At 71.7% G+C, this 12,123-nt stretch carries 11 protein-coding genes; 5 read left to right on the plus strand and 6 right to left on the minus strand.

Translation table 11 applies throughout. The features are described from left to right. Positions 1-73: 73 nt before the first annotated feature. From E4P39_RS11485 to E4P39_RS11500, 4 genes are all read right to left on the minus strand, one after another. Positions 74-796, minus strand: a complete 723-nt coding sequence (locus E4P39_RS11485) for a hypothetical protein (RefSeq protein WP_135136693.1) — start codon at positions 794-796, stop codon at positions 74-76. Next, on the minus strand, positions 793-2,313 hold the full coding sequence (locus E4P39_RS11490; protein WP_135136694.1) for a tripartite tricarboxylate transporter permease: 1,521 nt from the start codon (positions 2,311-2,313) through the stop codon (positions 793-795). Before E4P39_RS11490 ends, E4P39_RS11485 begins: the two co-directional genes overlap by 4 nt. A 136-nt stretch (positions 2,314-2,449) precedes the next feature. After that, positions 2,450-3,163, minus strand: a complete 714-nt coding sequence (locus E4P39_RS11495) for an isochorismatase family protein (protein ID WP_167761794.1) — start codon at positions 3,161-3,163, stop codon at positions 2,450-2,452. A gap of 269 nt (positions 3,164-3,432) precedes the next feature. Then, positions 3,433-4,134, minus strand: coding sequence for a tripartite tricarboxylate transporter substrate-binding protein (locus E4P39_RS11500; RefSeq protein ID WP_135136697.1), 702 nt, complete (start codon positions 4,132-4,134; stop codon positions 3,433-3,435). A gap of 668 nt (positions 4,135-4,802) precedes the next feature. Here E4P39_RS11500 and E4P39_RS11510 point away from each other — a divergent pair. From E4P39_RS11510 to E4P39_RS11530, 5 genes are all read left to right on the plus strand, one after another. Then, positions 4,803-5,993 (plus strand): CoA transferase, encoded by a 1,191-nt coding sequence (locus E4P39_RS11510; protein ID WP_167761796.1) that lies wholly within the window; start codon positions 4,803-4,805, stop codon positions 5,991-5,993. After that, the gene (locus tag E4P39_RS11515; RefSeq protein ID WP_135136700.1) at positions 5,990-7,480 is read left to right on the plus strand and encodes a biotin carboxyl carrier protein; all 1,491 of its coding nucleotides are present in this window, start codon (positions 5,990-5,992) and stop codon (positions 7,478-7,480) included. Before E4P39_RS11510 ends, E4P39_RS11515 begins: the two co-directional genes overlap by 4 nt. Positions 7,481-7,557: 77 nt before the next feature. After that, the gene (locus E4P39_RS11520) at positions 7,558-8,106 is read left to right on the plus strand and encodes a biotin/lipoyl-containing protein (protein WP_167761798.1); all 549 of its coding nucleotides are present in this window, start codon (positions 7,558-7,560) and stop codon (positions 8,104-8,106) included. After that, a complete protein-coding gene (locus E4P39_RS11525) occupies positions 8,103-9,452 on the plus strand; it encodes an acetyl-CoA carboxylase biotin carboxylase subunit (protein ID WP_135136703.1) in 1,350 nt (449 codons plus the stop codon). The genes E4P39_RS11520 and E4P39_RS11525 overlap by 4 nt, the downstream gene beginning before the upstream one ends. Positions 9,453-9,620: 168 nt before the next feature. After that, entirely contained in the window at positions 9,621-9,812 is a 192-nt protein-coding gene (locus E4P39_RS11530; RefSeq protein ID WP_135136705.1) for a hypothetical protein, read from the plus strand. Between the two features lie 40 nt (positions 9,813-9,852). Here E4P39_RS11530 and E4P39_RS11535 read toward each other — a convergent pair whose 3' ends face one another. Next, the gene (locus E4P39_RS11535; RefSeq protein WP_135136706.1) at positions 9,853-10,629 is read right to left on the minus strand and encodes an SDR family oxidoreductase; all 777 of its coding nucleotides are present in this window, start codon (positions 10,627-10,629) and stop codon (positions 9,853-9,855) included. Next, on the minus strand, positions 10,626-12,047 hold the full coding sequence (locus E4P39_RS11540; RefSeq protein ID WP_167761800.1) for an aldehyde dehydrogenase family protein: 1,422 nt from the start codon (positions 12,045-12,047) through the stop codon (positions 10,626-10,628). The genes E4P39_RS11535 and E4P39_RS11540 overlap by 4 nt, the downstream gene beginning before the upstream one ends. Positions 12,048-12,123: the final 76 nt, after the last annotated feature.

A 12,123-nucleotide genomic window follows, 5' to 3' on the forward strand; every position in this document is an offset into this window, starting at 1 on the left:
CCACGACCGGACGTGGTCGTCCGGTGTACCCGATGCTCCCGACGAGGACGTCGGTCCTCGCGGGGTGCGCCGGTCAGAACTGCATGAAGGGGAGGTAGCCGGTCGGCAGCGGGATGTAGACCAGCTCGCGGAACGCCACGTAGATCAGCACGCCGGTCACCACTGCGTAGATGACGGCGGACAACCACGACGTCCGGCCCGAGAACCGCAGGTAGAGGAGGGCGAACAGCGGCACCGAGAGGAACGCGCCGAGCGTGAAGAAGGCGACGAAGAAGGCCACGATCCACGACAGCGCCTCGAGCCAGGCCCGGCCGCCGGCGCTGGCGAAGACGTACTCCATGCTCGCGTCGTCTTCACGGTCGTCGTCGACGAGCTCCAGCTCCGCGGGCACGGCGACGGCTCCCACCGTCTCGCCGTCCGGATCCGCGTCCGGATCTGCGTCCGCGCTGACGGCCGCGGCCCCGGTCCCCGCCGCCGGGACAGCCGCACCGGCCGGCGCGGCCGCAGGCTTCTCCACCGTCGCAGTCGGTGCGGCCGCGACGGCGGGGGCCGGTACGGGCGCGCGCCGGCCTCGGACGGTGTCCCGGACCAACCCGATGAGGCGGAACACGCTCAGCAGGAATCCGAGCACCGACACCATCTGCGGGAACAGCGCCGCGCGGAACGGATAGTCCTGGGCGATCAGATAGGCAGCGGCGAAGAACGCCAGCATGAAGACGGTGATGACCCACTCGCCGGGGCGCGGCCCCGTCACTGTCTCCTGCTCTGCCACCGGAGCCTCCACGGCCTTCGTCACTGGGTCACCTCGGCCGCGTCGTTCCGACCCGCCCGCGCCGCCGCGCGGCGCTTGCGCGCCGCTCGCAGGATCGGACCGACGATCACGAACGCGATCACGGCCATCAGCCCCAGGACGATCGGATCATTGAGCCAGGTCCACCCGTCCAGGGAGTACGACAGGAAAAGGTACCGCTCGGCGATCCCCCCGAGGACGACGGCGAGCAGGAACGGCACCCGGGGCCAGTCCCAGTGGATGCAGATGACGCCGAATGCGGCGGCGACGAGCATCACGGCGATGTCGGCCGGGTTGTTGTTCGCGGTGAATGCGCCGATCGAGAGCAGGATCAGCAGGAAGGGAACGAGCCAGGTCCCGCGCAGGAACGACAGCTTCACCAGCTGCTTGATCAGCAGGAACGCCGCGACGACCGCGATGACGTTGGAGATCACCGTGATCCACACCATCGAGAAGGTCACGTCCAGGTTGGTCGTGAGCATCTCGGGCCCGGGCTGCAGGCCGGCGATGATGAAGGCGCCGAGCAGCACTGCCATGGACACGCTGCCCGGGATGCCGAAGGCGATGGTCGGGATCAGCGAGCCGGAGTCCTTGGCGTTGTTGTTCGCCCCGGCGGCGATCACGCCCTCCATCGATCCCTTGCCGAACTCCTCGGGGTGCTTGGAGGCCTGGCGGGCGGAGCCGTAGGCGATGAACTGCGAGACGGACCCGCCCAGGCCCGGGATGACGCCGACACCGACACCGATCAGGCTGGAGCGCAGGACGACCCGCCAGTACTTGAACGTCTCCCGGACGCCCTGGCCCATCCCGGCGTACGGATCGGCGGTGGCGGTCTTCGTCGCGATGCTGGCCTTGCTCAGCATCAGCTGCAGCAGCTCCGCGCCGCCGAAGAGGCCCACGACCAGGGCGACGAGGTTGATGCCGTCCCAGAGGTAGAGCTGGTCGAAGGCGTAGCGGGGCACACCGGCCTGCGCGTCCAGGCCCACCATCGAGATCATGAAGCCGGCCGTGGCCATGATCAGGCCCTTGACCATCGACCGGCCGGAGAGCGCGATCACGAAGCTCAGACCCACCAGGGTGAGCATGAAGAACTCGGGCGGTCCCAGGGCCAGCACCACCGGCCGCATGACGGGGACCGCCGCCGCGAGCAGGAACGCGCCGATGATGCCCGCCAGCGCCGAGCCGACCAGGGCGCCGGCCAGCGCGCGTCCCGCCTGCCCCTTCCTCGTCATCGGGTAACCGTCGAGCACGGTCGCGGCGGAGGTCGCCTCGCCGGGGACGCCGAGGAGCACGGACGTCACGTCGCCGGTCGTCGCGCTGGCGGCCAGCATCCCCAGCAGGAACGCGAACGCCTGCACCGGCTCCATGTAGAAGGTGAACGGCAGCATGAGGGCGAGGCTGACCGAGCCACCGAGGCCCGGAAGGATCCCGACGGCGAAGCCGATGGCGATGCCGACGAGCATCGTCAGCAGGGTCGTGGGTTCAAAGATCCCCAGCAGGCTGCTGAAGAAGACTTCGAGCATGGCGAAAACCTCGGTGTGGTCGGGAGCGAACGTCAGCTGGGGGACGGGCCAGGTGGCCCGACGTGCCGGTCAGGGTGCCGGGAAGAGGACGGGTTGCGCGACCGCTGCGCGCGTGGCGCGCCGATCACAGCCCCGGTCAGGCCCGGGCTCCCTCCAGGACGTCGGACCGGAGGCCGGCCAGATACTGCAGCACCTCACCGAGGTGCAGCACGGACGCGTACTTCAGGTGCATGTCGAACAGGTTCACCTTGTGGGAGAGCAGGCTGCGGTCGAAGGTCGCCTCCTCGACCACCGCGACCTCGAGGCCGTGCGAGTAGGCGTCGACCACGCTGGCGCGGACACAACCACTGGTGGACTCGCCGGCGACGATCAGCGTGTCGGCGTCCACCTGCCGGAGCCAGGTCGTCACCGGGGTGCCGAAGAACGCGCTGGCGCGGGCTTTGCGGGCCATCAGCTCGCCCTCGACGGGCGCCAGCGACGGCATGAACTCGTAGCCCACCACGTCGTCCTCCCCGGGTACCCGGGCGCGCTGGGTGGCGGCTCCGAGCCGCGAGCCCGGCCGGGCCTCCCCGGTCGTGTGGATCACCGGGATGCCGGCCTCACGGGCTCCGTGGAGCAGCTTCTCCATGGCGGGCAGGGCGTCCCACGCGTTGAGGCCGCAGGTGGCCGGCCACTCGTCGATGGCGTCGGCCAGCGGCCGGGGGCGGTCGCCGAAGACCTTGGCGTAGCAGTCGATCATGAGCAGGGCCGGTCGCGTGCCCAGCGGGCGCTTCGTCTCGTAGCGGCTTGCGATGAGCCGCTCGTCCGCGCCGATGACGTCGTCCCAGCAGTGTGCGCCGAGCTCGTCCAACTCACGGCCTCCCTCAGACGGGCGTGCTGCCCGCGGCCCCGCGGACGTGGCCGGCGTCATAGTGGCCCCTACTGAAGCACGCGGGCGGGCAATGGTCCATAGGTCTTACCAAAGACTTTCCCGCCGTGCGGCAGACCGGAGCGACGGCCTCCCCGCCGCTCGCGGGGTCGTCCCGGAGCGGCGCCGGTTCGAGGCGGTCGCGGCAGGTCGAGAGACCCGGTCGCGGCAGGTCGAGAGACCCGCGCCGGTGGCCGGCGGTCCGCCCACCGTCACTGGTTCGCGTAGGCGCCTTCCAGCAGCGCGCGGTACTCCTCGGGCGCCTCCAGCACCGACTGCATGACGTCCGCCAGCTCGTCCCCCGGGGTGAACTCGACCGGCTGGTACCGCTCCTCCATGTCCCCGACGAACGTGGGGTCGGCGAGGGTGGCCTCGAACGCGTCCTCCAGCTCGCCGGCACAGTCCTCGGGGATCCCGGGCGGCCCGAGGACGTCGACACCCACCGACTGCAGTGACGTGTGCGCCTCGGCCAGCGCGCGCTGGTCGTCGTCGAGGTCGAGCTCCAGCAGCGCCGGCACGTCCGGGAACGCCTCGTTGCGGTCCTCCGCGATGACGAGCACCGGAACGTGATCGCCGCTCTCGATCGAGGACATGCGGCTGGGCACCGTGCCGCTCGCGAGGTGGGCGTCGCCCGATGTCACCGCCAGCGCGGTCTCCGCGCTGCCCGCATAGCCGGTGACGATGTCGGCATCGAGCCCGAGGACGGGAATGAGGATCGTCGCGTCGATGTGGTCGGCGCCGCCGGGGCCGGCGCTCGCGAAGGCCAGCCTGTCCCGGCCCGAGAGGTCCTCGACCGAGCTGATCCCACTCTCCGGACCGGTCACGAGGACACGGTCGTCCTGCGCGAGCCGCGCGACGAAGGTGAACTCCTCCCAGGTCGAAGGTGGCGCCCGCCGACCCGCCCAGCACGGCACCGGCGAGCCCCTGACCGCTGAAGAACCCGATGGTCAGCCCGTCGGGTTCGGCCGTGTAGATCTCGCTCGCCGCCGTGAGCCCCCCGGCGCCCGGATGGTTCTCGACGACGACGGTCCCGCCGAGTTCCTTCTCGAGGTGCGGCGCCGCCGTGCGGGCGAAGAGGTCGTAGAGGCCGCCCTCGCCGTACGCGACGACGAAGGAGATCCGCTCCCCCTCGTAACACGACGATGCGCTGGGCTCGGGATCCCGACTCCCCTGCTCGGGGGCGCAAGCCGCGGCCACGAGGCCGACCGGCAGCAGGAGTGTCACCGCGCGGAACCGATGTGCGAACTGCCTCCGGATCTTCATGCGGGTGCACTCCTCGGACCCGGATCCGCGGCGAGCTCGTCCACCGGTGACCCTCCCCTGGCACGGCCCTCGCGCCGACCGCGGATGTGACCGGCGACACAGCGACGGGTCCACTGAAGCACGTCTGCCAGGTAATGGTCTATAGGTCTTACCAACCCTCCTGGCCCTTGTTAGGGTCCTGGCCAGCCGGCCGTGACCCGGGACACAACCGCAGCCCGCGGAGTCGGACGAACCCGTCGCGCCGCGGATCGGAGGACCCTCCCGTGACCGCCCTGGCCGGCCGCGCCCTGAAGCTCCCCGACCTCCAGGAGGACGGTTCGTGACAGCGACCGAGGACGCCCCGACCATCGGCGGCACCGCTCCCGCCGGCCCAGAGCTGCCGCTGACCGGCGTCCGGGTGCTCGACCTCGGTTCCTACATCTCCGGGCCGTGCGCCGCGGTGCTGCTCGCCGAGATGGGCGCCGACGTGATCAAGGTGGAGCCGCCCACCGGCGACCCGTTCCGGAAGTGGGAGTCCGGCGGGCTCAACGCGACCTTCGTGGCGTTCAACCGGGGCAAGCGCAGCGTCGTCCTGGACCTGAAGTCCGACGACGGCCGGGCACACCTGCTCGACCTCGCGGGCTCGGCCGACGTCCTGGTCGAGAACTTCCGGCCGGGCGTCATGGAGCGGCTGGGCATCGGCTGGGACGTGCTCCGCGACCTGCAGCCCGGGCTGATCCACTGCAGCATCACCGGCTTCGGCAGCGGGGGGCCGTACGCGGGCATGCCGGCGTACGACGGCGTCGCACTGGGCTACAGCGGCCTGGCCGGCCTGCTGCTCGACCCGGAGGACCCGCGGCTGCGCGGGCCGGCGCTCGCGGACGCGATCACCGGGCACTCCGCGGCGTTCGCCGTCCTGGCGGCGCTGCACCAGCGGCACCGGACGGGCCGGGGGGAGCACCTGGAGGTGAGCATGCTGGGCGCCCTCGTGCACTTCCTGCACTCCGCTGTCGCCAAGAACGTCGTCGAGGGACGGGACGAGACGCCCTACCTGCGGCCGCACAGCTCACAGGCCTACGTCTTCGGGACCCGCGACGACCGGCAGGTCCTCATCCACCTCTCCTCGCCACCCAAGTTCTGGCAGGGCCTGTGCGCCGCCGTCGGCCGGGAGGACCTGCTCACCGACGAGCGCTTCGCCGAGCGCGGCGGGCGGCAGCGGCACTACGAGGTGCTGCGCGCGGAGCTCTCGCCGATCTTCGCCGGCCGCGACCGGGACGAGTGGCTGCAGGTGCTGCAGGCGCACAGCGTCCCGTGCGCGCCGGTCAACGCCGTCAGCGAGGCGCTGGAGGACCCGCAGCTGCGGCACCTCGGGATCATCGACGTGCTCGACGAGCCGGGCATCGGGCCGATGCCGCAGATCCGCCCGCCGGCCCTGTTCGGGGGCTTCGCGCTGCCCGCGGTGCGGCGGGCTCCGTATCTCGGGGAGCATTCGGACGAGCTGCTGGGCACGGACGTCGAGGGGCAGTCATGAGCGAGGCAGTGCGGTTCGTCGACACCACCATCCGCGACGGCCAGGCGAGCCTCTGGGCGATGAACATGCGGACCCGGCACATGCTGCCGGCCATGCCGCACCTGGACGCCGCGGGCTTCGACAGCATGGAGTTCATCGCCACCGGCAGCCGGCTGAAGAAGTTCGTCCGGCACCTCGGCGAGAACCCCTGGGACTGGATCCGGCAGGGTTCGGCCGCCGCCGAGCGGACGCCGCTGCGGTGGCACGGCCCCATCGACGGGTCGAGCATGAGCGGCGCCGTGGTGCCCGAGGTGGGCGAGCTGCTCATCTCCAAGGCGGTCGAGCTGGGCATCCGGCACACCCGGACCGGCAGCAACTGGAACAACTTCGACGCCGTCGCCGCGCAGCTTCCCCGCTTCGAGCGGCTCGGCATGACTCCGGTCATCAACGTCATGTACTCGGTCTCGCCCAAGCACACGGACGAGTACTTCGTGCGCAAGGCGAAGGAGGCCGGGGCCATCGCGCCCTACCGGCTCTGCTTCAAGGACGTCAGCGGGATGCTGACGCCGGAGCGGACGCGGACCCTGCTGCCGCAGATGATGGCCGCCGCCGGGAGCATCCCGTGGGAGTTCCACGGCCACTGCAACAACGGGCTGGGGCCGCTGAACGCGATCGAGGCCGTCCGCGCCGGGGTGCGGGTCGTGCACACCGCGGTGCCGCCCCTCGCCAACGCCAACTCGCAGCCCTCGGTCTACAACGTGGCGGCGAACCTCCGCGAACTCGGCTACGAGGTGGACGTCGACACCGACGTCCTGCGCCCGGCGACGGAGCACTTCACCGCCATCGCGAAGCGGGAAGGCTTCCAGATCGGCGTGCCGTACGAGTACGACGAGCGGCTGTACCGGCACCAGGTGCCCGGCGGAATGATCTCCAACCTGCAGTACCAGCTGCGGCTCGCCGGGGTCGAGGACCGGCTCCCCGAGGTGCTCGAGGAGACCGCCCGGGTCCGCGCCGACTTCGGCTACCCGATCATGGTGACCCCGCTGTCGCAGTTCGTCGGCAGCCAGGCGGCGATCAACGTGATCACCGGCGAGCGGTACCGACAGGTCACCGACAAGACGATCGAGTACGCCCTCGGCCGGCACGGCGGCGACGAGGCGGTCGACGGGATGGACCCCGACGTCCGGGACCGGATCCTCGACCGGCCCCGGGCCCGGGAGATCGCCGCCTTCGAGGCGCCACGGGTGACGCTCGCGCAGCTGCGCGAGCACTACGGCCGGGACACCCCGGACGAGGACCTCATCCTGATGAGCATCGTCGGGGACGACGCCGTGGACGTCGTCGGCAGCGTGCGGGACCCACGTCCCCCGGCACCGGCCGACGGCCCGCTGCTGGAACTCATCCGCCGGCTCGCCGAGCAGGACCGGCACGCGTTCGTGTCCCTGCAGCAGCCGGGACTGAAGCTGACCATGCGCAAGGGCTCCCCCGCCGGCGCCGACGAGGCATGAGCCTCCCCGGAGCGCGGAGCGCGGAGCCGACGAGACGTGCGAGATCCCCGATCTCGCCGGAAGGAGCTGATGGTGCTGTGGAGCTGACGCACGACGACGTGGTCTCGATCCTGGAGCTGCTCGAACGGTCGAACGTCGAGTACCTCGAGGTGGAGGTGGGGAGCTCGCGGATCGTCGCCGACCGCACGGGGGTCACCACCCAGGCCCGTGGGAGGGCACCCGTCCCCGCCGCAGCGGCGCCGGTCGCGGCTCCGGCCCCGGTCGTGGCGCCGGCTCCCGCCCCGGTCGCGGCTCCGGCACCCCCGGCGGGAACGGCACCCCCGGTGGTGACGGCGCCTCCGGTGCCGCCCCAGGCCTGGGCGGCTCCCGTCGCTGCCGACCTGGTGACCGTGACCGCCCCGATGCTGGGGGTGTTCTTCCGTGCGCCGCAGCCGGGTGCGCCGAACTTCGTCGAGGTCGGGTCGCAGATCGAGGAGGGCGCCACGCTCGGCCTGGTCGAGGTCATGAAGATGTACAACGGCGTCGCCTCACCGACCGCCGGCGAGGTGGTCGAGGTGCTGGCGGCCAACGAGGAGTTCGTGGAGTACGGCCAGCCGCTCTTCCGGCTGCGTCCCGCCGTCGCGTGAACCGCGTCCTCGTCGCCAACCGGGGTGAGATCGCCGTCCGGGTGGTCCGGGCCTGCCGGGCGCTGGGCCTGGAGTCGGTGGTCGCGGTCTCCGCGGCCGACCGCGACAGCATGGCCGCGCGCCTGGCGGACCGGGCCGTGTGCGTCGGTCCGGCGCGACCGGGCCTGAGCTACCTGAACCAGGACGCGCTGCTCGCCGCGGCGCTCGGCACCGGTGCCGACGCGGTGCATCCCGGGTACGGGTTCCTGGCCGAGAACGCCGCCTTCGCCGCGGCGTGCGAGCGCGAGGGCCTGCGCTTCGTCGGGCCGGCGAGCGAGGTCGTCCACACGATGGGCAACAAGCTGGCCGCGCGCGAGGTGGCCCGCAAGGCCGGCGTCCCGCTCGTGCCCGGGTCCGACCGCCTGTCCGACGTCGGGGAGGCCCGCGCGGTGGCGGACGGGATCGGCTACCCGCTGCTGTTCAAGGCGGCCGCCGGCGGTGGGGGACGCGGCATCCGCATCGTCCGGGACGCCGGCGAGCTGGCCGACGCGTTCGACAGCGCCTCGGGCGAGGCACGGGCGGCGTTCGGCGACGCCACGCTCTACGCCGAGCGCTACGTCACCACGGGCCGGCACATCGAGGTCCAGGTCTTCGGCGACCGGCACGGGCGGGTGCTGCACTTCGGCGAGCGCGACTGCTCCCTGCAGCGGCGCTACCAGAAGGTCCTGGAGGAGGCGCCCGCCTCCGCCGTCCCCGAGCACGCGCGCGAGGCCATCCGCCGCTCCGCGGTCCTGCTCGCCGGGGCCATCGGCTACGAGAACGCCGGCACGGTGGAGTTCCTGTACGACGAGGAGCGCGACGAGCACTACTTCCTGGAGATGAACACGCGGATCCAGGTCGAGCACCCGGTCACGGAGATGGTGACCGGCCTGGACCTGGTGCGCCTGCAGCTGCAGGTGGCCGCCGGCGACCCGCTCCCACTGACCCAGGAGCAGGTGACGTTCACGGGGCACGCGATCGAGTGCCGGATCAACGCCGAGTCCCCGGAGCAGGGCTTCCGCCCCTCCCCCGGCCAGATCACGCGGTGGGCCCCACCGGAGGGGCCGGGCGTCCGCCTGGACACCCACTGCTTCGAGGGCTACGTCGTCCCGCCGTTCTACGACTCCCTGCTGGGCAAGCTGATCGTGCACGGCCGCGACCGGGCCGAGGCGCTGCGGCGGACGAAGGCCGCCCTGCGCACCTTCGAGGTGGACGGCGTGGCCACGACGATCCCGTTCCACCGCTGGCTGCTCGAGCAGCCCGACGTGGAGTCCGGCCGCTTCGGGACGCGGTGGCTGGAGCCCGCGATGTCCGGCTTCCGGCCCTGACGAGGCGTGTCCCTGCTCTCACCCGAACGGGCGGTGAGGAGCGTCACCGCAGGTCAAGGGAGCATTCCCCCGTGCCGAGGACTTACATGTAACGAGGACGCCACGCGATCGTTCGGGCGCGATTTCAGTTGTCGCGCAGGCCGGGGCGTCCCGCCCTAGGAGTTCTCCATGACCGCTCTCAGCCTCGAGCGCATCGTCCACCCGCGCCGCTCGGCCACCCCGCGGATCCGCACCGTTCTCACCGCCGGCACCACCATGATCGGGCAGTCCATCCGGGCCGCCCGGGAGCTCGACGCCGTCGTGTCCCCCGGCGCGCAGCTCCGCGTGATGGAGCGCTTCGCCGCCCGCATCGACCACTGACGGCCGGGACCGGGCCCAGCGGGCCCGGCCCCTCCCGGCGTCAGTGCATGTGGCTGCCGCCATCGACCACGAGGGTCTGCCCGGTGACGAAGTCGCTCTCCGGGCCGAGCATGAACCGCACGGCCCCCACCACGTCCGGGGGCAGCATCACCCGCTGGATCGCGCGCCCGCCGACCTGGGTCTGCCGGTAGGCCATCGTGCCCTCGTCCGGGGCCTCCTCGGACAGCGTGCTGCCCGGTGCCACGCAGTTGACCCGGATGCCGTCGCCGCCCACCTCGCGGGCGAGGACCTTGGTGAAGCCGAGGATCGCCGCCTTCGACGTCACGTAGTGGATCCGGCTGGCCGACCCCTTGAGCGCCGTGCCCGAGCTGATGTTCACGATCTTGCCGTAGCCCGCCGCTCGCATCGCCGGGATCACCGCCTTGCAGGCCTGCCAGGTGCCGCGGACGTTGACCCGCATCATCAGGTCCCACTCGTCCAGCGTGATCTCGTCGAACGGTGACCGGGACATGGGGACGACGGAGAAGACCGCGGCGTTGTTGACCAGGCCGGTGATCGTGCCGAACTCCGCGACCGTGCCGTCGACCATCGCCTTCAGGTCCGCCTCGTCGGAGATGTCGGCCCGGAAGGCCAGCGCCCGTCCGCCGGACTCCCGGAGCTCGCCGGCCAGCTTCTCGGCTCCGTCCCCGTCCAGGTCCACGACCACGACGGCGGCGCCCTCGGCGACGAGCGCGCGGGCGTAGGCCGCCCCGATCCCGTGCGCGGCGCCGGTGATGACGACGACGGCGTCGGCGATCGTGCGGGCCGGTTCCGTCATCGGAGGGTCACCGTGACGGACTGCTCCCGGCCGTAGCTCAGCAGCTCGTCCAGCGCGCTCTCCTTGCCGATGCCGCTCTGCTTGAAGCCGCCGAACGGCGAACCGATCGGGCGCTTGCCCGTGCCGTTGACCGAGATGTAGCCGGAGTGGATCCGCCGCGCGGTGCGCAGCGCGAGCGAGATGTCGTTGGTCCAGATGTTCCCGGTCAGGCCGACGTCGAGGCTGTTGACCTGCTCGAGCATGTCCTCGTAGTCGCGCCAGGTGAGCACCGACATCACCGGCCCGAAGATCTCCTCGCGGGCGATCCGCATGCTCATGTCCACCTGCGCGAACACGGTCGGCTCGACGTAGAAGCCCTTGTCCAGGCCCTCGGGGCGGACGCCGCCGTGCAGCAGCTTGGCCCCCTCCTCGACGCCACTGGCGATCAGGCCCATCACCTTGTCGTAGTGCGCCCGGAAGGCCAGCGGGCCCATGTCCGTGTCGTCGTCCATGGGATCGCCGACCTTGAGCTTCCGGACCGCCTCGACGAGCGCGCCGAGGAACTCCTCGCTGACGTCCTCGTGCACGAAGATGCGCGAGGCGGAGCCGCAGGACTGGCCCATGCAGCGGGCCAGGTTCATCGCGGCCACGGCGGCCTTGGCGGTGGTGGCGACGTCGGCGTCGGGGAACACGATCAGCGGGTTCTTGCCGCCGAGCTCCAGGCTCAGGTGCTTGACCTGCTCGGCGCCGAGGGCGGCGACCCGCTGGCCGGTCGCGACGCTGCCGGTGAAGGCGACACGGGGCACCCGCGGGTGTCCGGCGAGGGCCGCACCAGCGGTCGCGCCGTTGCCGGTGATGACGTTGAAGACACCGGCCGGGAAGAGGTCCTTGACCAGCTCGCCGAGGCGGAGCGCCGAGAGCGAGGTCTGCTCACCGGGCTTGACGATGACGGGGCAGCCGGCGGCCAGCGGGGCCGCGGACTTGGCGGAGGCGAACTTGACCGGGTGGTTGAACGGCACGATCCGCGCGACCACGGGATAGGGCACGAACTCGGTGAAGGTCAGCGCGTCCGGGCCGCTGGGGATGGTGCGGCCCTTCGTCTCGCCGGCGATCCCGGCGAAGTAGCGGATCTCGCCGACGGCGCTCTGGACGTCGGCGCGCATGCTGGTGATCGGGTTGCCCGAGTCGATGGCGTCGAGGTGGGCGAGCTCCTCGAGGTTGTCCTCGAGGACCTGGGCGTACTGGCGGAGGACCGCCGCGCGCTGGGTCCAGGTGCGGTCGCGCCAGGCGGGACCGGCCTTCTCCGCAGCGCGGACGGCGCGGTCGACGTCGTCGGCCGTGGCCTCGGGAACGGCGCCGACGACCTCCTCGGTGGCCGGGTTGACCGACTCGAGCGTGCCCCCACCGGTCGCCTCGACGAGCTGCCCGTCGATCAGCATCCCGCGGAAAGGAACCTCCGACTGCTGTGGCAAAGCATCCACCGTCCTGTTCGGAATCGTGTCGTCCGGCCTCGCG

It is taken from the genome of Blastococcus sp. CT_GayMR19, from assembly GCF_004570385.1.
GTDB lineage: Bacteria > Actinomycetota > Actinomycetes > Mycobacteriales > Geodermatophilaceae > Blastococcus_B.

Excerpts from the sequence above, each read along its gene's own strand:
- E4P39_RS11535 (WP_135136706.1), bottom strand. The coding sequence starts at position 10,629 with ATGACGGAACCGGCCCGCACGATCGCCGACGCCGTCGTCGTCATCACC.
- E4P39_RS11530 (WP_135136705.1), top strand. The coding sequence starts at position 9,621 with ATGACCGCTCTCAGCCTCGAGCGCATCGTCCACCCGCGCCGCTCGGCC.
- E4P39_RS11515 (WP_135136700.1), top strand. The coding sequence starts at position 5,990 with ATGAGCGAGGCAGTGCGGTTCGTCGACACCACCATCCGCGACGGCCAG.
- E4P39_RS11540 (WP_167761800.1), bottom strand. The coding sequence starts at position 12,047 with ATGCTGATCGACGGGCAGCTCGTCGAGGCGACCGGTGGGGGCACGCTC.
- E4P39_RS11490 (WP_135136694.1), bottom strand. The coding sequence starts at position 2,313 with ATGCTCGAAGTCTTCTTCAGCAGCCTGCTGGGGATCTTTGAACCCACG.